21 protein-coding genes are annotated in these 22757 nt (G+C 71.0%); 15 read left to right on the top strand and 6 right to left on the bottom strand.

Annotation, left to right across the window (positions count from 1 at the left end):
* Positions 1-8 precede the first annotated feature (8 nt).
* From HEP81_RS14790 to HEP81_RS14755, 8 genes are all read left to right on the top strand, one after another.
* Positions 9-956 carry a type II secretion system F family protein gene (locus HEP81_RS14790; protein WP_037664287.1) on the top strand — a complete coding sequence of 316 codons (948 nt, stop codon included), beginning with the start codon at positions 9-11 and terminating at the stop codon, positions 954-956.
* Positions 957-971: 15 nt separating this feature from the next.
* Positions 972-1859, top strand: a complete 888-nt coding sequence (locus HEP81_RS14785; RefSeq protein ID WP_037664289.1) for a DUF5936 domain-containing protein — start codon at positions 972-974, stop codon at positions 1857-1859.
* 635 nt (positions 1860-2494) lie between these two features.
* Complete coding sequence (locus tag HEP81_RS14780) at positions 2495-4015, top strand: sensor histidine kinase (RefSeq protein ID WP_421673955.1); 1521 nt, start codon at positions 2495-2497, stop codon at positions 4013-4015.
* 19 nt (positions 4016-4034) lie between these two features.
* Positions 4035-4790 carry a response regulator gene (locus tag HEP81_RS14775; protein WP_037664601.1) on the top strand — a complete coding sequence of 252 codons (756 nt, stop codon included), beginning with the start codon at positions 4035-4037 and terminating at the stop codon, positions 4788-4790.
* 125 nt (positions 4791-4915) lie between these two features.
* Positions 4916-5113 carry a Flp family type IVb pilin gene (locus HEP81_RS14770; protein WP_037664603.1) on the top strand — a complete coding sequence of 66 codons (198 nt, stop codon included), beginning with the start codon at positions 4916-4918 and terminating at the stop codon, positions 5111-5113.
* Positions 5110-5727, top strand: a complete 618-nt coding sequence (locus tag HEP81_RS14765) for a pilus assembly protein TadG-related protein (RefSeq protein ID WP_037664609.1) — start codon at positions 5110-5112, stop codon at positions 5725-5727. Before HEP81_RS14770 ends, HEP81_RS14765 begins: the two co-directional genes overlap by 4 nt.
* Before the next feature lie 44 nt (positions 5728-5771).
* On the top strand, positions 5772-6347 hold the full coding sequence (locus HEP81_RS14760) for a hypothetical protein (RefSeq protein WP_037664604.1): 576 nt from the start codon (positions 5772-5774) through the stop codon (positions 6345-6347).
* Between the two features lie 7 nt (positions 6348-6354).
* Complete coding sequence (locus tag HEP81_RS14755; RefSeq protein ID WP_037664607.1) at positions 6355-6978, top strand: OmpA family protein; 624 nt, start codon at positions 6355-6357, stop codon at positions 6976-6978.
* A gap of 12 nt (positions 6979-6990) precedes the next feature.
* Here HEP81_RS14755 and HEP81_RS14750 read toward each other — a convergent pair whose 3' ends face one another.
* Entirely contained in the window at positions 6991-7374 is a 384-nt protein-coding gene (locus HEP81_RS14750) for a DUF192 domain-containing protein (RefSeq protein WP_190275996.1), read from the bottom strand.
* Positions 7375-7780: 406 nt separating this feature from the next.
* On the opposite strand from HEP81_RS14750, the gene HEP81_RS14745 reads away from it, so the two are divergent.
* From HEP81_RS14745 to HEP81_RS14725, 5 genes are all read left to right on the top strand, one after another.
* Entirely contained in the window at positions 7781-8566 is a 786-nt protein-coding gene (locus HEP81_RS14745) for a class I SAM-dependent methyltransferase (RefSeq protein WP_037661787.1), read from the top strand.
* 700 nt (positions 8567-9266) lie between these two features.
* Positions 9267-10040, top strand: a complete 774-nt coding sequence (locus HEP81_RS14740) for an isoprenyl transferase (RefSeq protein WP_037661770.1) — start codon at positions 9267-9269, stop codon at positions 10038-10040.
* Positions 10041-10400: 360 nt separating this feature from the next.
* The gene (locus tag HEP81_RS14735) at positions 10401-11726 is read left to right on the top strand and encodes a PhoH family protein (RefSeq protein ID WP_037661768.1); all 1326 of its coding nucleotides are present in this window, start codon (positions 10401-10403) and stop codon (positions 11724-11726) included.
* Positions 11727-12159: 433 nt separating this feature from the next.
* A complete protein-coding gene (locus tag HEP81_RS14730) occupies positions 12160-12852 on the top strand; it encodes an aggregation-promoting factor C-terminal-like domain-containing protein (protein ID WP_037661765.1) in 693 nt (230 codons plus the stop codon).
* 112 nt (positions 12853-12964) lie between these two features.
* Positions 12965-14347: an AI-2E family transporter gene (locus tag HEP81_RS14725; protein WP_037661763.1), complete on the top strand. Its 1383-nt coding sequence runs from the start codon at positions 12965-12967 to the stop codon at positions 14345-14347.
* A 30-nt stretch (positions 14348-14377) separates the two neighbouring features.
* On the opposite strand, the gene HEP81_RS14720 is transcribed toward HEP81_RS14725, so the two are convergent.
* Positions 14378-14911, bottom strand: a complete 534-nt coding sequence (locus HEP81_RS14720) for an alkyl hydroperoxide reductase (protein ID WP_037661761.1) — start codon at positions 14909-14911, stop codon at positions 14378-14380.
* A gap of 3 nt (positions 14912-14914) precedes the next feature.
* Positions 14915-15469 carry a peroxiredoxin gene (locus HEP81_RS14715; RefSeq protein WP_037661760.1) on the bottom strand — a complete coding sequence of 185 codons (555 nt, stop codon included), beginning with the start codon at positions 15467-15469 and terminating at the stop codon, positions 14915-14917.
* Between the two features lie 139 nt (positions 15470-15608).
* On the opposite strand from HEP81_RS14715, the gene HEP81_RS14710 reads away from it, so the two are divergent.
* Complete coding sequence (locus HEP81_RS14710; RefSeq protein ID WP_086806130.1) at positions 15609-16553, top strand: LysR substrate-binding domain-containing protein; 945 nt, start codon at positions 15609-15611, stop codon at positions 16551-16553.
* Positions 16554-16611: 58 nt separating this feature from the next.
* Here the strand turns inward: HEP81_RS14710 and HEP81_RS14705 are convergent, their stop codons facing one another.
* Genes HEP81_RS14705 through HEP81_RS14695 form a run of 3 tightly spaced genes read right to left on the bottom strand, consistent with a single transcriptional unit; the run spans position 16612 to position 20155 of the window.
* Positions 16612-18948: an ABC transporter permease gene (locus tag HEP81_RS14705; protein WP_037661757.1), complete on the bottom strand. Its 2337-nt coding sequence runs from the start codon at positions 18946-18948 to the stop codon at positions 16612-16614.
* Positions 18945-19634 carry an ABC transporter ATP-binding protein gene (locus tag HEP81_RS14700; RefSeq protein WP_037661755.1) on the bottom strand — a complete coding sequence of 230 codons (690 nt, stop codon included), beginning with the start codon at positions 19632-19634 and terminating at the stop codon, positions 18945-18947. The genes HEP81_RS14705 and HEP81_RS14700 overlap by 4 nt, the downstream gene beginning before the upstream one ends.
* Entirely contained in the window at positions 19631-20155 is a 525-nt protein-coding gene (locus tag HEP81_RS14695) for a PadR family transcriptional regulator (protein WP_037661752.1), read from the bottom strand. The genes HEP81_RS14700 and HEP81_RS14695 overlap by 4 nt, the downstream gene beginning before the upstream one ends.
* A gap of 224 nt (positions 20156-20379) precedes the next feature.
* On the opposite strand from HEP81_RS14695, the gene HEP81_RS14690 reads away from it, so the two are divergent.
* Positions 20380-22746, top strand: coding sequence for a transglycosylase domain-containing protein (locus HEP81_RS14690; protein WP_037661747.1), 2367 nt, complete (start codon positions 20380-20382; stop codon positions 22744-22746).
* The last annotated feature ends 11 nt before the right edge of the window (positions 22747-22757 follow it).

The raw sequence follows: 22757 nt of genomic DNA, 5'->3' as shown, positions 1-22757 counted from the left end.
GCCCCCACATGGAACTGCACACCCTCGTCCAGCTCACCCTCGCAGCGGCGCTGCTGACCTGCGTGCTCGCGGTGATCGGCGTGCACAGCTACGCCCGGGGCCGGGCCCGGCGGGCCGAGCTGGTGGACCGCCTCACGCACACCGGGCCACAGGAGTCCGGCACCGGACGCAGGCGGCACTTCCGCGATCTCGACCGACGGCTGCGCCGTACCCGCCTCGGCCGGTGGCTCGAACGGCGCCTGGCTGCCACCGGATTGGACATCACGCCGGGCGAGTTCTTCGTCGCCATGCTCGGTACGGTCGCCGCGCTCTGGCTGATCGGCCAGGCCGCGCTCGCGCCGTTCTTCGGGCCGATCGCCGGGCTGCTGGGCATCTGGGCGGCGGTGCAGTTCCTCAACTGGCAGCGGCGCAGGCGCATCGAGCGGTTCATCGGCCAACTCCCGGAAATCGCCCGCATTCTGGCCAACGCCACACAGGCGGGGCTCGCCCTGCGCACCGCGATCGGCATGGCCGCGGAGGAGCTGGAGGCGCCGGCCGGGGAGGAACTGGTCAAGGTGTCCGACCAGTTGGCGATCGGCCATTCCCTGGACGACGCCCTCGGTGAACTCGCCGACCGGCTCCCGTCGCGGGAACTGGTCGTGCTGGTGACGACGCTGGTGCTGTCCAACCGGGCCGGCGGCCAGGTCGTCTCCGCGCTGCGCAATCTCACCGAGACGCTGGAGGAGCGCAAGGAGACCCGGCGGGAGATCCGCACGCAGCTCTCTCAGGTGACCATGACGTCGTACGCCGTGCCCGTTCTCGGGGTCGGCGCGTTGTTCCTGATGAACGGCGTCAGGGACGGCGCCCTGGCCCGGATGACCGGCTCCCCGGTGGGCCAGGGCTGTGTGCTCGTCGCGTTCGGGCTGTACGCGGTCGGTTTCGTCCTCATCCGGCGGCTCAGCCGCATCGACGTGTGAGGGAAGGAGGATCCGATGGCCTTGCCGCTCGCCCTGCTGATGGGCGCCGCCGTGTGGGGGATCTTCACCGGTGTGCGCATGTACCGCGCCGACGCCAAGCTCCCCGTCGACCTCGCCGTCGCCCTGGAGGTCGGCGCCACCCGCACCGGCGCGGTGGGCTCCGTGATCGACCGCATGGGCATGCGGTACGCGCCGCTGGTGCTCCGGCTGATGGGGCCCCGGCTGGTCGCCCGGTACCGGCGCCGGATCGACCTCGCGGGCAACCCCGGGGGCCTGACCATCGACCGGTACGCCGCCCGCCGCGCGGTGTACGGCGTGCTGGGCGGTGTGGGCTTCCTGGTGTTCCTGCTGCGCGGCCAGTGGTTCGTGGCGGTTCTGCTGCTGCTGTTCGGGGCGTTCTGGACGGAGGTCGGGATCTGGTCGGCGATCCGGGTCCGCCGGGAGGTCATCGAGCGGACCCTGCCGGACTTCCTGGACGTGCTGGCGGTCGTGGTCAGCGCCGGGCTCGGCTTCCGGCAGGCGCTGGACCGGGTGGCGTCCCGCTACGAGGGTCCCTGGGCCGATGAACTCCGTATCACCCTGCGCCAGATGGACCTCGGCATGAGCCGCCGCCAGGCCTTCGCGGAGCTGCGCCGGCGCAATGACTCCGAGCAGGTAGCCATGTTCGTCACCGCGCTCCAGCAGGGGGAGGAACTGGGCGCGCCGATCGTCGACACCCTCGTCTCCCTGGCCAAGGACATGCGCCGCACGGACGCCCAGAACGCCCGCCGCAAGGCCGCTCGCGCGGTGCCCAAGGCCACGCTGATGATCACCACCTTCATGGTCCCGGCGACGATGCTCCTCCTCGGCGCGGGCCTGATCCTGGGCTCGGGCGTGGACTTCGGTTCCCTCACGGGGAAGTGAGCGACATGGGCCATGAAGGGGCGAGGAACGTGAGGGGGGTGCTTTCGGAGGCGGCGCGGAGTGGTGGCGCCGGGGTGGGCGGTTTGCTGCGGATCGGCGCGACGGCCCCTGCCGGGGCGGCGCAGGATCCTGTCGAGCTGGCCCCGGGCCATGCGATGGCCGGCGCCGAGCCCGGGGCGGATGGTCCGGCGCTGGTCGACGGCTCCTCGCCGGATCGTGTGCCGGACCTGGACGACGTGAGGCCTTCCGCCGGGCCGCCCGTCCCGGATGGCGGGGCCGCGTGCGCCGAACGCGCTCCGGCCGATGTGACGGCCGCTGCCGAGTCGGCGTCGGATGCGGTGGGCCCCGTCGAGTCGGTGAGGGACGACGGCACGGCTCCCGCGGATCCCGTGCCGGGCCGTGCGACGGCCTCCGCCGGAGCGTCTGCCCGGCTCGCCGCCGAGCATGAGGCGGATGATGCGGCAGCTCCTGCCGGGCCCGTCCCGGATGGTGTGCCGGTTCCGGCCCGGTGCGCAGCCGACGATACGACGCCTCCTGCCGGGCCCCTCGTCCACGCCTCCGCCGAGCATGTGGTGGACGACGCCGCGGTTGCCGTCCAGCGCGGGACAGGCCAGGAGACGCGCTTCGCCGAGCCTGTGCCGGGCGATACGACGCCCCCCGCCGACCTCACCACGCCCCACGCGCCGCCCCCCGCCCAGCCTCCCGCCGACCCCCCTGTCCGGTCCCCGTCCCCCGAGCGTCCTGCCGGGCCTCCTGTCCGGTGCCCGTCCCCGCCCTTCGCCCAGCCCCCAGCCGCACCCCCTGCCCCGTCCTCACCCCCGCGCTCCACCGCACCCCCCTTCCCCCTCCCCGCACCACCCCAGGCCGATCCCCCCACTGCCCTCCCTGCCGATCCCCCCGAACCCGGCGATCCCCCCTCCGAGCAGCTTCAGATCCGGGCGCTTCAAGCCATGTGCCGGCAAGTCTTCGGGTTTCGGTTGGCCATGATCGGTGTAGCGGCGCCCGCGGCGCTGTTGCATGCCGCGCCCGGGGTCGGGGTGCGGCTCGTCGGGGTGGCGGTTGTGGTCGCGGTCATGGTGTCGTACGTCCTGTTCCGGGACTGGGAGCGATTCGGGCCGTTGCTGTTGCGGCACCCCGCGCTGCTCGCCGCCGACACCCTCATCGGCTCGCTCCTGCTGGTCTCGGCCGGGCCGGACACCACGCTCGCCTATGTCGGCGTCTGCACCCCGCTGCTCGCCGGACTGCTCTACAGCTGGCGCGGGGCGGCCTGCTTCGCCTCGCTCCAGGCGCTGATCCTGTTCGTCGTCCACCTCACCCTGAAGGCCGACCGGTCCGCCCCCGTGGCCGAGGCGCTGCTGCTGCCCGGACTCTGTGTCGTCGCCGGGGCCCTGGGCTCGACCCTGCGCGGTCTGATGCTCCGCTTCGGCGCCGCCACCGAGGCGCTCACGGCCGTACGGGCGCGGCTCGCCGCGACGGAGGCCGTGGGTGCCGAACGCGCCCGACTGGCACGGGAGATGCACGACTCCGTGGCCAAGACCCTGTACGGCGTCGCCCTCGCCGCCGACGGCCTCGCGGCCACCGCCGCCGCCCCCGCCCCCGACCCGGCCCGCATCCGCGAACAGGCCGAACTGGTCTCCCGCTCGGCCCGCCGCGCGGCGACGGAATCCCGGGAACTGCTCATGGACCTACGACGCGAACAGCCCGAGCGGACCACGCCGTACAGGCAGTCCAAGCCGTTCTGGTCCGAACTCGCCGACTGTGTGCGGGACTTCGCCGGCCGTACGACGCTGCACGTCACCTGCGCCTGCCCGGACCCCCCGGCCACCCTCCCGCCGCTGCCCGCCGCCCCGGCCCGCGCCCTCCTCGCCGTCGCCACCGAGGCACTGGAGAACGCCCACCGGCATGCGGACGCGACCCGGGTGGACGTACGGCTCCGCGTCGACGGCACCCTGCTGCGGCTGACGATTTACGACGACGGCCGCGGTCTGCCCCCCGGCACCACCCTCGAACAGCTGCGCGCCCGCGGCCACTTCGGCCTGCTCGGCATGGTCGAACGCGCCGCACAGGCGGGCGCCCGCATCCGCATCGGCCGCGGCACCCACCCCCGCGGCACCGAGGTACGGGTCGAACTCCCCCTGCGCACCCCGGAATCCTGAAAGGAGGCACGGCACACCCATGCGGCAGCACCCGAACGACCCCGGCATACCGGCCTTCCAGCCGCCCGCCCGATTGAGGCTGCTGGTGGCCGACGACAACCCCGTGGTGCGCGCCGGTCTGACCGCGCTGCTCACGGACCGCGCGGACACCACCGTGGTGGCGCAGGCGGCGGACGGCCGCGAGGCGTACGAGGCCGCACTACGGCACCATCCGGACGTCATCCTCCTCGACGTCCGCATGCCCGGCGTCGACGGCATCTCGGCATTGCCCCACCTGGCGCGCCTCGCGCCCGTCATGATGCTCACCTACAGCCACGAGGCCGAGACGGTGCGGGAGGCGCTGCGGCTGGGGGCGGGGGGATACCTGGTGCACGGCGAGTTCACCGCCGAGCAGCTGGTCCGCGCCGTACGGGACGTCCACGAGGGCCGGCCGCATGTGACACCGGGGGCGACACGGGCCTTGGTGGACGCATTGCGGGAGAGTGCAGCTGCACACGCGGACTCTCAACTCGCTGCCACAGAAGGCCAAAATACCTCCCCTCCTCCTTCACAACTGCAATCCTCTATGGGACAGTCGATCCGCTCGCGGTTCCGGCTGAGTGTCAGGGAGGCGGAGATCATGGACCTCATCGCGTCCGGCATGACCAACCAGCAGATCGCCGCCGCTTGCTTCATCAGCGAGAAGACGGTCAAGAACCACATCAACCGCATCTTCGCCAAGCTCCAGACCGCCACCAGGTCCCAGGCCGCGGCGAAATGGCTGGGGGTGGCGTGAGATGCCGGACCGCACCGGCGCCGACGCCGTGAAATGGGCCCGGGGTTGGGCCCTGGGGCCCTCGGCCGAGCGGGTGGTCGCCTCGTACGGTGCCCCGATCGGACGCGCAGCTGGAGGGGACAACCGTGAGCAAATGGTTCAACACCACCGTGACGTATCTGATGACCCGCGCCGCGCGGAACGACCGGGGCCAGACCGCGGTGGAGTACCTCGGCATCATCGCGGTGGTGGTGGCGATCGTGCTGGCGATCACCGGCACGAGCATCGGGCAGACGATCTACGACGCGATCACCTCGAAGATCTCCGAGGTCACCGGCGGCTGACCCGTCCGGTCCGCGACGCGGGGCAGGCCTTCCCCATCTATCTCACGGTGGTGGCGGGCCTGCTCTTTCTCGCGCTCGCCTATCTCGCGGTCGGCCAGGCGGCGGTGAACCGGGGCGGCGCCCAGACGGCCGCCGACGCCGCGGCGCTCGCCGCGGCCCAGGACGTGCGGGACCAGCTCACCGGCCAGTGGCTGAAGGTGCTGCTCGACCCGGCTCAGTGGCAGGCCGTCTTCGACGGTGCCGCGCCCCTCGACGACGACCCCTGCGGCCGGGCCGGGGAACTGGCCGGGCAGAACGACGCCCGGCTGACCGGCTGCGCTCCGGCAGGGCCGCTGAAGTACTCGGCCGAGGTGCGGACGGACAAGTCCGTCGGCCACTCCGTCGTCCCCGGCACGGAGAAGTTCCGTTCGACGGCCTTTGCCACCGCCGAGATCGAGCCCCTGTGCACCTTCGAGCTGCCGCCGAAGGGTGCCGGGGACGCTCCCGCGCACGGCGCCGCGAAGCCGGATCTGCCCCGGCTCACCTGCAAGGACAAGGTGTGGGACCTGGACCCGGACGACCCGTCGGGACTGCCCGGGCCCGAGGACCTCTTCGATGTGCATCTGGCCGACTGACGACCGACCGACTGGCGAACGATGAGTGACGAAGGAAGCGGACTATGACCATGCGGTTCACCGCGAAGACCCGCAGAGGGATGGTCGCCCTGGCCGTCGCGGCCGGACTGGCCGCGGGCGCGGCCGGATGCGGCAGCGGCGGCGACGACGGCAAGCGGCCTGAGCAGCCGGCGTCCGCTTCCAGGACGGCCGGGGCAGGTCCCAGCGCCCAGGAGGGGCAGTCGGACAAACCGCTGGCCGAACTGCGCGGCTCCGACGGCCTGAGCCTCCAGATCACCTCCGCGCAGCGGGACTCCGGCGGCTTCGTGACCGTCAACGGCACCCTGAAGAACGACGGCGCCCAGAGCGTCGTCATCCCCTCCGCGCTCAGCGGCAACGAGACCGAGATCATCAAGAACGGCAGGTCCCTGGGCGGGGCCACGCTGGTCGACCCGAAGGGCAAGAAGCGGTACTACGTGCTGCGGGACACCGAGGGCCGGCCGCTGACCACGACGGGCTTCTCGACCCTGCGGGCCGGTGACACCCTCGCGGTCTTCATGCAGTTCCCGGCGCCGCCCGCGAACCAGGTGGAGTTCCAGCTGCCCACCTTCTCCTCCGCCACCCTCCCCATCTCCGGCTGAGGCACCCGTGACCACCCGACCCCGTCTTGCCCTCACCCTCACCTCCGCCGCGTTCCTGCTGGCCGCGACGCTCACCAGCGCGCACGCCGACGGCACCGGCCCCGCCGAGCCCCCCGACACCGCGCCGTCCGCCGCCGCGCCCGTGCGGATCGACCCCAGGGACCCGGACCTCAAGCTGCCCGAGGGCGCCACGCTCGCCCAGCCCAAGGTGCTGGACATCAAGTCGGTCGTGGAGGACCAGAGCGGGGACGAGCGCCGCGAGGACACCAACGCGGACGTCACCTTCGCCCTCCAGGCCGAGGTCCTCTTCGGCAAGGACAGCGCGAAGCTCGGTGCCGACGCCAAGGCCCGTATCGCCGCGATCGCCGCCGAGATCAGGAAGCAGCGCGCCACCCAGGTCCGCGTCTTCGGCTTCACCGACGACCTCGGCTCCTCCAGTCACGGCGTCCTTCTGTCCCGGCAGCGCGCCAACGCCGTCCAGGCGGTCCTCGGCCAGGACCTCGACAGCCCCGACATCACCTTCGAGGTCCGCGGCTACGGCGAGCAGTACCCCATCGCCGACAACTCCACGGAGGAGGGCCGCAAGAAGAACCGCCGCGTGGAGGTGTCCTTCCCGCGCACCGCGGACTGACGGCGGGGAGCCTCACCCGCCCTCGCTCCCGCCCCCCTCCACCTCCACCCGCACACCGGCCCGCAGCCCCCACCCCGCCATCGCCCCCGCCTCCGCCTCCAGCACATGCCGGGCCCGCGGGCGGGGCAGGCCCAGACGGCCCGGCCGCATGGTGCGGACGGCGCGGACCGTCAGCCGCCGGTCCAGGTACGCCACGTCGATGGGCATGCGCATTCCGAAGGTGTGGATGCTGTTGGCCGGGGACAGCAGCAGCGCGCCGTCGACACCGGTGCGGCCGAGCAGCCCCCGGGTGCGGGCCCGGTAGGAGGCCGCGATCTCCAGGGGGACCTCCACCGCTTCGGGCTCCCCGGGGATCCGCAGCACTCCCGGCCCGTCCCGCCACCGTCGTCGCGCCATCGTGCCTCCACCGTCAACGGGCCCGCCCCGTAAAGCGTTTGTCCCCTTCCCCATCCCCCGCCAGGAAGGCCCCCATGACTCCACTCGGCGTCGTGTTCCGGCCCCGGCTCCCTCCCGAGCGGCTGCGGGTCGGCATCGGACTGCTGCCCGCGCCGTACCCTGCGCCTGTCCGGTGTCGAGGCACGCTGCTCACCAGCGCCACCTCCCCGGACGGCGTACGCGAGGCCAGCCGGCTCATCGAGGAGGGCCGTACGGCGACCGGCCGGCGCCGACACCGTCGTACTACTGCAACCGGCGTCCGGCGAGCCCGACCCGGAGGGGTTCGTGCGCTGGTCCGGCGGCAAGAGCCCGGCGGCAGATGAAAAAGGGGAGGACGGGGGCGTCGGCACTCGTCATCATGGAGGGCATGACTCCAGCCCGCCGGACCTTCGCCGAACTCGTCGCCGAGGGTGCCGCCGTGCCCACCGAGGGGTGGGACTTCTCCTGGTTCGAGGGGCGGGCCACCGAGGCGCGGCCCTCCTGGGGGTACGCGCGCTCGGCGGGGGAGCGGCTGGCCGGTGCCGAGGCCGCGCTGGACATCCAGACCGGGGGCGGAGAGGTGCTGGCCTTCAGCCTCGGCGCGGCTGCCCCGGCCCGCCCCCGGCTGATCGCCGCCACCGAGGGCTGGGCGCCGAACACGGCCAGGGCCACCGAGCTGCTGCGGCCGCACGGCGTGGTGGTCGTCGCCGCCCCGGACGACGCGCCGCTGCCGTTCGCCGACGGGGCCTTCGACCTGGTGCTCAGCCGGCACCCGGTGGTGCCGCACTGGGACGAGATCGCGCGGGTGCTGCGGCCGGGCGGCACCTACTTCGCCCAGCATGTCGGGCCCGCCAGCGTCTTCGAGCTGGTCGAGTACTTCCTCGGGCCGCAGCCGGAGGCGGGGCGGCGCGCGCGGGATCCGCTGCGGGAGCGGGCCGCGGCCGAGGCGGCGGGCCTGGAGATCGTCGCGCTGCCCGCGGAGCGGCTGCGGATGGAGTTCCATGACATCGCCGCCGTTGTCCACTTCCTGCGCAAGGTCGTCTGGATGGTGCCCGGATTCACCGTCGAGGCGTACGAGCCCCAACTCAGGGCGCTGCACGAGCGGATCGAGCGGGAGGGGCCGTTCGTCGCCCACAGCTCGCGGCATCTCTTCGACGCCCGCAAGCCCCGCTAGGGCCTGTCTGACCCCTCGGGGGGCCCGCGGTGTCCACATCGTTACCGGACACGGTTCACACCAGCCCCACCCGTCACGTAAGTTCAGACCAACGCAATTCGCGCCAGCAAAGCAGCGTGGGTGGTACCGCGCGGTGGAGGGGGCTGCGCGGTGCCGTGAAACGGGGAGATCGCCCCGTGGGGGCGCGCGGCGGCCGGCGCGTCACCGTTCGCCGTGCGGGTAGTCCGTCGGGGGGATTCGGGGGCAACACGCCGACGCGACCCCGGATGGCGGCAAGTCTCCGAATTCCTTCGGAATTCACCGCTTCCGACCAGGTTTGCCTGTGATTGCTCGGTGAATCGACCGGAAAGGCCCCCTGAATCCATCGTTCCGCATCCATCAGGGCGTTCCCGGGCGACTTCGGAGAGTAGTTGTGGCACGCCGATGCCCCCATCCGCCCTTACGAAGGGTTATGGTGGAAACCCCCCCTCGGGCCGGTCCGTCTCCCCCCCCACGGACCGGCCCGTTTTTTCTTGGCCACGCGAGAGGTCCCGACCGGGAACCGCTCACCACCCGGCGCGCGTCCCTACAGCGAGGACCGGAGTCCCGATCCCGCCCCGCCCCCCTCGCCCCCGCCGTAGCAGGGCCGGACCAGGGCCCGGGCAGCGGTAGGCTCGACGGGCCCGGCAACGTACCCCGCGCCAAACCCCCGGAGGGCCACGTGAATCTGCGCGACAAACTGCGCGGCCTGCTGGTCAGGCTCTACGCACGCCGGGTGGAGGGCCACCTCGACCACGCCCAGGTGCCCAAGCACATCGGCGTCATCATGGACGGCAACCGCCGCTGGGCGAAGGCGTCGGGCTCCACCACCGTCCACGGTCACCGGGCCGGCGCGGAGAAGATCGAGGAATTCCTCGGCTGGTGCTCCGAGACCGATGTCGAGGTCGTCACCCTGTGGCTGCTGTCCACGGACAACTTCGACCGTCCGCAGGACGAACTCGGCCCCCTGCTCGGCATCATCGAGGACGTCGTCCGCACCCTCGCCGCCGACGGCCGCTGGCGGGTGCACCATGTGGGCGCCATGGACCTGCTCCCCGCGGGCATGCAGGCCACCCTCAAGGAGGCCGAGGAAACCACCGCCCACACCAAGGGGATAGTGGTCAACGTGGCCATCGGGTACGGCGGCCGGCAGGAGATCGCCGACGCCGTGCGCTCCATGCTGTACGAGGCCCAGGACAAGGGCGTCGCGATGACGGACCTCGCCGAGTCCGTCGACATCGACATGATCGGCCGTCACCTCTACACCAGCCACCAGCCCGACCCGGACCTCGTCATCCGTACCAGCGGTGAGCAGCGGCTGTCCGGATTCATGCTGTGGCAGACCGCCCACTCCGAGTACTACTTCTGCGACGTCTACTGGCCGGCCTTCCGCAAGGTCGACTTCCTGCGCGCGCTGCGCGACTACGCCGCACGTCATCGGCGGTTCGGCGGCTGAGACACGCCCGAGGGCCCCGTCGGTGGAATCACCGGCGGGGCCCTCGCGCATCCCCGTTCGAATTGTCGTCACCAGGAGTTCACCGCCGCTGCGATGGCCGCTTTTGCATGGCGGCGCTCGTTCGAGGGCATAAGGCAAGCAGGTCGACGCCCGAACCCCGGGCGTCGGATCTCAGCGGGCGGCAGGGGCCGTCCGCCCGGGAGGTCCTTTGCACCAGCACGACCGTGCGACAGCGCCGCGGAGGTCCGGCCCCCGGCCCGCCGTGTGCAGGGGCCGCCGGCCGGCCCGGTCCGTCCCGCCCTCCCGGCCCGGCTTCCACTTCGTCGCTCCCCGACCTCATCCGAGGGGGTACGTCCTTCCGTGGTGACCAGCACAAAGCGCCACAAGCCCGACCGGCGCACCTATGTTCTCGACACCAGCGTCCTGCTGGCCGACCCGAACGCCCTGACCCGCTTCGAGGAGCACGAGGTAGTGCTCCCCATCGTGGTGGTCACGGAACTGGAGGCCAAGCGGCACCATCCCGAACTGGGGTACTTCGCCCGCCAGGCCCTACGCCTGCTGGACGACTACCGGGTCCGGTACGGCCGTCTCGACTCCCCCATCCCGATCGGGGAACTGGGCGGGACCGTGCGTGTCGAGCTCAACCACTCGGACCCCAGCGTGCTGCCCACCGGCTACCGCCTGGGGGACAACGACTCCCGCATCCTCGCGGTGGCCCGGAACCTTCAGGCCGAGGGGTTCGACGTCACCGTCGTGTCGAAGGACCTGCCGCTGCGCATCAAGGCCTCGTCCGTCGGGCTCCTCGCCGAGGAGTACCGGGCGGAGCTGGCCATCACGGAGAACTCCGGCTGGACCGGGATGACCGAACTGACGCTCCCCGGCGAGCAGGTGGACGTCCTCTTCGAGGCCGGACACCTCTATGTGCCGGAGGCGTCCGAACTCCCGGTGCACACCGGTCTGACCATCCAGTCGGAGCGCGGCAAGGCGCTCGGGCGGGTCACCGCGGAGGGCAATGTCCGGCTGGTGCGCGGCGACCGGGAGGCGTTCGGCATCAAGGGCCGCAGCGCCGAGCAGCGCATCGCCCTCGATCTGCTGCTCGACCCGGACGTCGGGATCGTCTCGATGGGCGGCCGGGCCGGCACCGGCAAGTCGGCGCTGGCGCTCTGCGCGGGCCTGGAGGCGGTCCTGGAGCGCCGCCAGCACCAGAAGGTCATGGTGTTCCGGCCGCTGTACGCGGTCGGCGGGCAGGAGTTGGGCTATCTGCCGGGCTCCGAGGCCGAGAAGATGAGCCCCTGGGCGCAGGCCGTGTTCGACACGCTGTCGGCGGTCACCAGCCGGGAGGTCATCGAGGAGGTCACCGCGCGCGGCATGCTGGAGGTCCTGCCTCTCACCCATATCCGCGGCCGCTCGCTGCACGACGCGTTCGTCATCGTGGACGAGGCGCAGTCGCTGGAGCGCAATGTGCTGCTGACGGTGCTGTCCCGGATCGGCGCCAACTCCCGGGTGGTACTGACCCATGACGTGGCACAGCGGGACAATCTGCGCGTCGGTCGGTACGACGGTGTGGTCGCCGTGGTGGAGAAGCTGAAGGGGCATCCGCTGTTCGCGCATGTCACCCTGACCAGGTCCGAGAGGTCCCAGATCGCCGCCCTTGTGACCGAAATGCTCGAAGACGGCCATATCTGAGCCGATCCAGCCCAGTTGGCGCCGTCCGGCAAAGGCATCAGAGCCTAGCCGGGCGGCGCCTTCGTGTGTGGGTGATTCCGGAAATCCCTTGGGCCAAACGGGATGTGAGCTTTCACACTCAACTCGGAATTGCCTCCCGGCGTCCGGTTACGGCAGAGTCTCAGTCCTGTCAGGCCCCGCATACGACCCAGCTGCACCACCTGGGGGCACCTCCCACACCTTCAAGGCTGTGGGGGAGGTGCGGAACATCAGGAAAAGCACCAACTCCATAGCGTTCGTCGTATGCCGCCCGCGCACCACGCGGCGCTTCCCGCAGGGGGAGTTGCCCACCGGGCCCGTGCCTCCCGTGACCCCGCAGTTGGGAGGCCAGTGTTCAGGGGCACGATTGCGTCCGCCAGGGTCACCGAAGCGGGCGATGCTGGAAGGAAACCGTGTGAGCCGGATTTCGGTCCGGGGATTCGCAGTGGCCTCGGCCACCGCGGTCACCGCCGTCGGAAGCGTCGTCGGAGTTGCCTCGGGCAGCGTCGCGCAGAACAACGACGCCGAGCCGACGGCCGCCGCCGACACCACGCTCCTCGCGGACATACCGACGGGTCAGCAGGCCCAGGTCCAGTCCGCGACCCTGACGCAGCAGGCCGACTCCCAGGCCATCGCCGCGGACGCGAGCGCCAAGAAGGACGCCGAGGCAGCAGCCCGCAAGGCCGCCGCCGAGACCGCGATCGCGAAGAAGGAGGCCGCCCAGAAGGCGGCCGAGGAGGCCAAGCAGCGCGCGGAGACCAAGGCCGCCGCCAGCCGTGGCGACGCCAATGCCAGCTTCCCCGTGCAGACCTCGTACACGGTTGCCCAGATCCAGGCGATGGCGCGGCAGATCGTGCCGTCCGGCCAGTACCAGTGTTTCAGCAACATCGTGAACCACGAGTCCAGCTGGAACTACCGTGCGGTCAACGCCTCCTCGGGTGCCTACGGCCTCGTCCAGGCCCTGCCCGGCGGCAAGATGGCCTCCGCGGGTGCCGACTGGCAGACCAACCCGGCCACGCAGATCAAGTGGGGCCTCAACTACATGAACCAGCGTTACGGCAGCCCCTGTGACGCCTGGACCTACTGGCAGGCCAACGGCAACTACTAGTTCCGGCCACGCCACGCTCAACCCCGCGCAGCCCCTTCCCGTCCTCTGGGAAGGGGCTTTCGCACTGTACGGTCGTAGGCGCACGACTCCACGCGGGGGAAGAGGACGGATGATGTCGCGAGTGCCAGGGTGGCTCGGCAAGCTGGGCGCGAGTCTCACCGAGATGAGTGAACGGCTGGACGCCCGCCAGGCGGAGGTGTCCGAGGAGGACACCGCGCCCGAACCGGCACGCCGGGCGCCGGTCATGGCCGAGGCCGTGTCCTCGGCCGCGCCCGATGGCGTGTCCGCCACCGCGTCCGACACCGTCGCCGACGCCGTGCCGCACGCCCGCCGGCCCCCCGCCTCGGCCCCGCCCGTCCCGCGCCCCGATCCCGCCCAGGCCGTGCCCTGGGGTGTGCGGGTCGCGGCCGAGGCCGGCTGGCGGCTGCTGGTGCTCGCGGGCACCGTCTGGGTGCTGATGCGGGTCATCAGCGCCGTCCAGCTGGTGGTGTTCGCCTTCGTCATCGCCCTGCTGATCACCGCGCTGCTCCAGCCGACGGTCGCCCGGCTGACCCGCCGCGGGGTGCCGCGCGGACCGGCCACGGCGCTCACGGCGATCAGCGGCTTCGTGGTGATCGGTCTGATGGGCTGGTTCGTGACCTGGCAGGTCATGGAGAACATCGACACGCTCTCCACCCAGATACAGTCCGGCATCGACGATCTGCGCAACTGGCTCCTGAAGAGCCCCTTCCATGTCACCGACAAGCAGATCAACCAGATCGCCAAGAACCTGCGCGAGGCCATCGGAGCCAACGCCGACCAGATAACGTCGGCGGGCCTGGAGGGCGTTCAGGTCATAGTGGAGGCCCTGACCAGCATCCTGCTGGTGTTCTTCTCCACGCTCTTCCTGCTCTACGACGGAAAGCGCATCTGGAGCTGGGTCCTGAAGCTGGTGCCCGCCGCCGCCCGGGAGGGCGTGGCCGGCGCCGGCCCGCGCGCCTGGCGCACCCTGACCGCCTACGTCCGCGGCACCGTGCTGGTCGCCCTGATCGACGCGACCTTCATCGGCATCGGGATCTACTTCCTCGATGTGCCGATGGCGGTCCCGCTGGCCGTCTTCATCTTCCTGTTCTCCTTCATCCCGCTGGTCGGCGCGGTGGCCTCCGGGGCGCTCGCGGTGATCGTGGCCCTGGTGACCCAGGGCGTGTTCACCGCGGTGATGACCCTGGTCGTGGTCCTCGCCGTGCAGCAGATCGAGGGGCATGTGCTCCAGCCCTTCATCCTGGGCCGCGCGGTGCGGGTGCACCCCCTCGCGGTGGTGCTGACCGTGGCGGCCGGCGGCATGGTGGCCGGGATCGGCGGTGCGGTGGTCGCCGTACCGCTGGTGGCGGTGGCGAACACGGTGGTGGGCTATCTGCGGCAGTACTCCGAGGAGTTGCACCAGCCGGCCGCCGCTGCCCCGGCCCTGGAGGAGACGGCGGCGGCGAACGCGGAAGACCCCGCTCACCAGGAGTGAGCGGGGTCCTCGGCTGAAGCGGCGTCGGCCTTACTCGGCCAGCACGGCCTCGGCCTCCAGGGTGGCGCCGACCGCCTGCACAACGGCAGCGATCTTGAAGGCCTCCTGGATGGTGTCGCGCTCCATACCGGCCTTGCGCAGCACCTGCTCGTGCGAGTCCAGGCACAGGCCGCAGCCGTTGATCGCGGAGACCGCGAACGACCACAGCTCGAAGTCGACCTTCTCCACGCCCGGGTTGCCGATGACGTTCATCCGCAGGCCGGCGCGCAGGGTGCCGTACTCGTGGTCGGACAGCAGGTGCCGGGTGCGGTAGAAGACGTTGTTCATCGCCATGACGGCGGCCGCGGCCTTGGCCGCGGTGTACGCCTCCGGCGAGAGGTTCGCCTTCGCCTCCGGCTCCAGCTCACGCAGCACGATCGGGGAGCGGGAGGCGATCGCGGTCGCGAGCACCGTGCCCCACAGCTGCTGGGCCGGCAGGTCGGAGTTGCCGATGACCGAGCCCAGGTTGAGCTTGAGGTCCTTGGCGTAGTCCGGGACCCGGGACTTCAGCGAGTCGAGCGACATGGGTCACTCACCAGCCAGCAGCGCGACCGGGTCGAGGGTCTCGTCGCCCTTGCTCCAGTTGCACGGGCACAGCTCGTCGGTCTGGAGGGCGTCCAGGACCCGCAGGACCTCCTTGGGGTTGCGGCCCACGGAACCGGCGGTCACCATCGTGAACTGGATCTCGTGGTTCGGGTCCACGATGAACACGGCGCGCTGCGCGAAGCCGTCCTCGCCCTCGATGCCCAGGTCGCGCATGAGCTCGTGCTTGGAGTCGGCCATCATCGGGAAGGGCAGCTCGGTCAGGTCCGGGTGGTCCTTGCGCCAGGCGTGGTGCACGAACTCGGAGTCACCGGAGAAGCCGAGGATCTGGGCGTCGCGGTCGGCGAACTCGTCGTTCAGCTTGCCGAACGCGGCGATCTCGGTCGGGCAGACGAAGGTGAAGTCCTTCGGCCAGGCGAACACGACCAGCCACTTGCCCTCGTAGGACTTGTGGTTGAGCTGCTCGAACTCCTTGCCCTTCTCCAGCGAGACGCAAGCGGTCAGATCGAACTCGGGGAACTTGTCACCGACAGTGAGCACAGGCTCTCCTTGCAGCGAAGAACCATCCCTTTTGAGGATGATTCCCATGGGTTGGACGTTGTCGATGTTGGCACAGGGTGCATTGATTAGGGAAATAGCTACACTCGGTCGTGTTGATCGGAGGTAACTATCAGTGGCTATCAGTAACGGCAAGCGGAGGCAGCCGAGCCTCGCGCAGCTGCGTGCCTTCGCCGCCGTGGCCGAGCACCTGCACTTCAGGGACGCGGCGGCGGCCATCGGCATGAGCCAGCCCGCCCTGTCCGGCGCGGTCTCCGCGCTGGAGGAGACACTCGGAGTGACCCTCCTTGAGCGTACGACGCGCAAGGTACTGCTCTCGCCCGCGGGGGAGCGGCTCGCGGTGCGGGCCAAGGCGGTGCTGGACGCGGTCGGCGAGCTGCTGGAGGAGGCGGAGGCGGTCCGCGCGCCGTTCACCGGGGCGCTGCGCCTCGGGGTGATCCCCACCGTGGCGCCGTATCTGCTGCCGACCGTGTTGCGGCTCGTCCATGAGCGCTACCCGGATCTCGACCTCCAGGTGCACGAGGAGCAGACCTCCAGCCTGATCGAGGGGCTGGCCACCGGCCGCCTGGACCTGCTGCTGCTCGCCGTCCCGCTCGGCGTTCCCGGCATAGCCGAACTCCCGCTGTTCGACGAGGACTTCGTGCTGGTCACCCCGCTCGACCACTGGCTCGGCGGCCGCGAGGGCATCCCGCGCGAGGCGCTGAAGGAGCTGAACCTGCTGCTGCTGGACGAGGGGCACTGCCTGCGCGACCAGGCCCTGGACATCTGCCGCGAGGCCGGTCGCGCGGACGCCCCGGTGACCACCACGGCCGCCGGGCTGTCCACGCTGGTCCAGCTGGTCGCGGGCGGCCTCGGCTGCACCCTGCTGCCGCGCACCGCGCTCAAGCTGGAGACCACCCGCAGCAGCCAGTTGCTCACCGGCTACTTCGCCGATCCGGCCCCGAGCCGCCGGGTCGCCCTCGCGATGCGGGCGGGCGCGGCACGCGGTGCCGAGTACGAGGAGCTGGCGGGAGCGCTGCGGGAGGCGATGCGGATGCTGCCGGTACGGGTCGTCGAGCCCGGCTGACCATCGTTCGGATCAGGGCCCCTCCCGTGTCCGGGAAGAGCCCTGATCCGTAAGGGACTTACTCGGTCCGCAGACCCTCCGGGCGCATCAGCCGCAGCAGCGGCGGCAGGCTCAGCGCGGTGACCACGAGGACCACCGCCGCGCCGGCGCCGGTCATCGACAGCACGCTTCGCCAGTCCACGCCCAGCGACGAGCCCACCATCTTCAGCAGCACCGAGCCCAGCGTCAGCCCGACGACCGTGGCCAGCAGCAGGCCGAGCGCGACCGGGATCGCGGTCTGCCAGAACACCGACAGGCTCAGGGTGCGCCGCCGGGTGCCGAAGGCCATCAGCGAGGACAGCAGCTTCCGCCGCTCGCGCAGCTGTTCCAGCTGGGTCACCAGCAGGCTGGTGCCGATCAGCGCCAGCACGCACAGGGCGCCGACGTACAGACCGGTGCGGATGGAGGTGAACTTCTTGGACTGCTCGGTGGACGACCACACCATCACATCGGCGAACGGATCGACCTTTGCCGCCGTGTTGCGGGTGTACTCGGACACATCGGGCACGCTCTTGTCGAACATGACGTACACCGTGCCGTCCAGCAGCCGGTCCACCCGGTCCGGCACCGCCGCCGGGGTCAGCAGGATGGCGCTGCTCTTGGTGCCGTTGGGGCTGGTGATCGCATGGGCCGGCTTCAGGCCCGCCGGCACGGTCCAGCGCACGTCCGGTCCCGTCGCCGCGCCGTGGTCGGCGTCGAGATGGAGCACCCGGCCCGGCCGGGCGAGCTTGGTGACGGCGGCGTCGTCGTCCCCACCCGTGGCCACGAAGGCGTCCCCGTCGCGGCAGGACGGCAGCTGGGCCGTCTCGCGCAGCGAGGCGCAGGTGCCGGAGATCAGCACGGTCGTGTCCCCGGGCCCGCTCTTCCAGTCCTTCTCGCCCAGGGAGGCGCTGCCGAGCGAGACCGCCTTGCGCACCCCCTCGGTGGTGCGGAACCGGTCCGCGGCCGTGCGGAACGGAGTGCCGTCCGACAGGTTGATCTGCATCTGCGCCCGGGTGATGTCCCGGCCGGTGTCCTTGGTGTAGTCGCCCTGGACCCCGGCGAACAGCATCTGGAGGGCGACCGCGCCGGCCACCGCGACGGCGATGCCGTTCACCATGCGGGCCGCCGAACCGCTGCTCAACTGGAGCCGTCGTACCGCCAGTTGCCAGGCCACCGGGCCGCGGTGCAGCCGGGCCACCACCGCCTCCACGGCCCAGGGCAGCAGCGCGGTGACGCCGACGAGCAGCAGCAGCACGCCGCCGGTCACCAGGTACTGGTTGAACTGGCCGTCCGAGCCGCCCTGGCCGATCATCGGCGCGAGCAGCGCGATCCCGCCCAGCGGCAGCAGCAGCCGCCACCACAGCCGGCGGCGCGGCGGCTTGGCCGTACGCACCACGCCCAGCGGTTCGATGACCACCCCGCGCAGCGCGAACAGCGTGACCAGCACCGCCGCCGCGGGCACGGCGAGGACGACCAGCGTGACCAGTGCGGGCGAGGGATCGAGGTAGTCGGGGAACGCGCTGACGCCCACGACCTCCACCGAGCCCGCGAACTGCCGGCCCAGCAGGAAGAAGACGGTGCCGAAGACCAGTCCGACCAGCGCTCCGGCCAGCGCCTCACCGGCCGCGATCCGCCGGGTCATCCGGCTGTCGGAGCCCACCAGGCGCAGTGCGGCCAGTCTGCGGTCGCGCCGCTCGCCGCCGAAGCGCACGGCGGTGGCGATGAACACCGCCACCGGCATCAGCAGCACCACGAAGACCACCAGCACCAGCAGGATCAGGATCGGGTCCATGCGGTCCGGCGGAGTCGCCTCCGTCGCCCCGTACATGTTGATCCGGGCGGTCCGGGAGCCGTCGATCTTCGGGGCCAGGTTCTTCGCCCCGGCGTAGTAGGCGAGTTCACGCGAGCCCACCAGCCCGTCCTCGGTGATCGTGCCGGTGATCCGGTACGGCAGCCGGGCCCGCAGCAGCTCGCCCTCGCTGGAGCCGAGCAGTTCCTTCAGGGCGGGGGAGACGACCATGTCGCCGGCCGCCGGGTACGCGGTCAGGCCCGGCGGGACGGGCGCCTTGGGCCCCTCCGGCTCGACCAGCCGGCCGCGTACGTCATGGCCGTGGAACTCGGTGTCGGTGTCCGAGATCACCAGGGTGTTCGCGGCCTTCGGCCGTACCGGGCCATAGGTGTGGTCCGCGCGGTCGTTGTCCCGGGTGTGCCGGACCGAGAGCGCGTTCGGTATCGCGGTGGTGAGCAGCAGCAGCGCCACGCCGAGGCCGACCCCGACCGCCGTCAGCAGTACCCGGATCCAGCCCTCGCGCCCCCCGGTGAAGGCGAACCGGAAGCCCAGGCCGAGGTCTCTGCCCCACTGGCGGGTGCTCATACGGCGCGCTCCATGTCCCGGGACTTGCCGTCGCGTACGACGATCTCCCGGTCGGAGTAGGCGGCGACCCGGGCCTCGTGCGTGACCAGTACGACGGCCGCGTTGGTGGAGCGGGCCGCGTCGGTGAGCAGCTCCATCACGCGCTCGCCGTTGAGGGAGTCGAGGGCGCCGGTCGGCTCGTCCGCGAACACCATCCGGGGCGCGGTGACCAGGGCCCGCGCCACCGCGACCCGCTGGCCCTGGCCGCCGGAGACCTCGCCGGGCCGCTTGCCGCCCAGGTCGTCCACCTCCAGCCGCTCCAGCCAGGTCAGCGCGGCCCGCTCGGCCTGCTTGCGCGGGGTGCCGTTGAGCCGCAGCGGCAGCGCCACGTTCTCCACACAGGTCAGCTCCGGGACCAGCTGGCCGAACTGGAAGACGAACCCGAACTCGCTGCGCCGCAGCGCGCTGCGCTCCGCGTCGCTCATGCCGGACAGCTCCCGGCCGTCGTACATGATCGATCCGGAGTCGGGCGGCACGATGCCGGCCAGGCAGTGCAGCAGCGTCGACTTGCCGGAGCCCGAGGGGCCCATGATGGCGACGACCTCGCCGGGGTGGATGGAGAACTCGGCGCCGTCCAGCGCGACCGTCGGGCCGTACGCCTTGCGCAGGTCCCGGGCGGTGAGCAGGGAACCGGGGGGAGGAGTCATGCGGCGACCTCCGCGCGCAGCTTGTCCAGACGGGCGGTGGTCAGTTCCAGCCAGCGCAGATCGGCTTCCAGATGGAACAGGGCGTGGTCGCAGATCAGCTGGTCGGCGAGGTCGCCCTTGCGCTTGCGGTCGGTCAGGATGCGCATGCTGCGCAGATGCTCGGAGCGCTGGACGTCGAGGACGCCGGCGGCGTCGCGGTGGGTGAGGAGGGCGAGGACGACCTTGGTGTACAGGGTCGACTGGAGGTACTCCTCCGGCTTCTCCGGGGTGGCGAGCCAGCGCTGCACGTCGGTGATGCCGGCGTCGGTGATGGCGTACCGCTTGCGCTCGGGGCCGCCGCCGGTCTCTATGCCGTCGACCTCCACGAGGCCGTGCTTCAGCAGCCGGGACATCGTCGAGTAGACCTGGCCGTAGTGCAGGGGCCGGTCCTGACCGAACTTCTCGTCGAAGGCCCGCTTGAGGTCGTAACCGTGGCGCGGGCCGGACTCCAGGAGTCCTAGGAGGGTGTGACCGATGGACATGCCCCGCACTCTACACACCGTGTATACGCAATATGTATACACACCGGGTGTAGCCCCATGACTTCCGGACGCGGAGCAACCTTCGGCCCCTGGTAACCGTCGGTTCCCTTGGAGCGGGTGCTGATTCTCACGTCCGTAAAAGAGCGGATCAGCTGCCCTTTGTCATATAGGCGGGTGTTAGCTTTCGGAGCTGACCACCGAGACGGAAGCGGAGCGAAGGACCCATGGGACGAGCGGAAGAGAGACGAGCGCGACAGCGCGGCGGCCACCGCGCGGCGCCCCAGCGCCGCCGCTCGATACCCGAGACCGGCAACGGATCGGCGGGTCTCGCGCCCGGGGGCAAACCCCGCAAGAGTTTCCTGCGCCGGATGTTCACGTGGAAGAAGATCCTCGGCACGGTCTTCGGACTGTGCCTGCTGTGCATAGGCGGCTTCGCGGCCGCCTACATGCTGGTGGACATCCCGGCGGGCAACGCCGACGCCCAGTTGCAGAGCAACATCTACAAGTACAGCGACGGCACCATGCTCGCCCGCACCGGGCAGCTCAACCGGGAGAGCGTCGACCTCTCCGAGGTCCCCAAGGACGTCCAGCTCACCTTTGTCGCGGCCGAGAACAAGAGCTTCTACCACGACTCCGGCGTCGACCTGCGGGGCACCGCCCGCGGTGTGCTCAACACCGTCATGGGACGCGGTACGCAGGGCGGATCGACGATCACCCAGCAGTACGTCAAGAACTACTACCTCGACCAGAACCAGACCGTCTCGCGCAAGCTGAAGGAACTGGTCATCTCGCTGAAGCTGGACCGTCAGAAGTCCAAGGAGTACATCCTCGCGGGCTACATCAACACCAGCTACTACGGCCGCGGCGCCTACGGCATCCAGGCCGCGGCGCAGGCGTACTACCACAAGGACGCCAAGAACCTCACGGTCGAGGAGGGCGCCTACCTCGCGGCCCTGCTCCAGGCGCCCAACGAGTACGACTGGGCGCTGGCGAGCCCCACCGGCAAGCGGCTGGCCCAGGCGCGCTGGAACTACGTCCTGGACAACATGGTCAAGCAGCACTGGCTGGACGCCGGCAAGCGCCAGGCCATGAAGTTCGAGACGCCGAAGGCGCCCAAGGCGGCGCCCGGCATGAAGGGCCAGACCGGCTATCTGGTGGACGCGGCCAACGCCTCCCTGGAGCGGCAACTGGTCGCCCAGGGCAGCGCCGCCACCATCGGCGACGCCGAGGCGCTGGTGAAAAAGGGTGGCTGGACCATCACCCTCAACATCGACAAGGGCAAGCAGCACCAGCTGGAGCAGGCCGTCACACAGCAGCTGACCAGCAAGCTGGACCCGAAGAAGCGCTCCGTCGACGGCGATGTCCAGCCCGGTGCCGTGTCCGTGGACCCGAAGACCGGCAAGGTCCTCGCCATGTACGGCGGCGCGGACTACTTCAAGCACTTCAGGAACAACGCGACCCGCGCCGACTACCAGCCCGCCTCCACCTTCAAGCCGGTGATCCTCGCCGCGGCGCTCCAGCAGGGCTCCGTCACCCAGGACGGCAAGCCGATCAACGCCGACACGGTGTACGACGGCACCAGCGGCCGCCAGGTGGTCGACCACGGCGCCAAGGTCGGCTTCGGGCCGCCCAACGAGGACGACGCCAACTACGGGAACATCACCGTCCAGAAGGCCATGGACGACTCCGTCAACTCCGTCTTCGCGCAGATGGGCGTCGACGTCGGCATGGACAAGGTGATGAACACCGCCAAGGCGCTCGGCATGGACACCACCGGCATGCAGGCGGTGCCCGCGCAGACGCTGGGCTCCATGGGCGCGAGCCCGCTGGAGATGGCCGGTATCTACGCGACCCTCGACAACCACGGCAAGAAGGTCACCCCGGCCATCATCAAGTCGGTCGAGCACAAGGACCGCGATGTCACGCTCCCCAACCCGATCGGCGACCAGGTGATCAGCAGGACGGCGGCCGACACGGTCACCTCGGTGCTCACCGGCGTGGTCGACGACGGTACGGCCAGGGTGTCGGTGGCGGCCAACCCGGCGCGTGACGGGCAGCAGGTGGCCGGCAAGACGGGTACGTCCGACAACAACAAGTCGGCCTGGTTCACCGGCTACACGCCCGGCCTGGTCACCTCGGTCGGCCTGTTCGGCGAGAGCGCCAAGACCCACGCGCAGGTTCCGATGACGGGCGCCACCGGCCTGCTCCCCGGCACCGGCCGGGTCAACGGCGGTACCTACCCTGCGCAGATCTGGGCCGCCTACACCTTCGGCGCGATGGGCGGCGTCAGCAAGTTCGACCTGGACACCTCCCAGGGCGCCGCCGTCGAGACGCCGACGCCGTCGAACAGCGTGACCAAGAGCCCGACGCAGTCGCCCTCGCAGTCGCCGTCGGGCACACCGTCGTCGTCCCACTCCCCGACCCAGTCGCCCACCCAGTCGCCGACGCAGAGCCCGACCCAGTCGCCGACGCAGACCCCGACGGCCCCGCCGACCAGCGAGCCGCCTACGGGCGACCCCACCAAGGACAACCCGCTCGACCAGTTCGGGGGACAGCGGGGGCAGCTGGGACAGCAGCAGAAACAGCCGTAGCCGGACATGAG

Origin of the sequence: Streptomyces griseofuscus, from assembly GCF_014673495.1 — a bacterium.
GTDB lineage: Bacteria > Actinomycetota > Actinomycetes > Streptomycetales > Streptomycetaceae > Streptomyces > Streptomyces murinus.
This window is presented reverse-complemented; position numbering and strand designations above follow the sequence as displayed.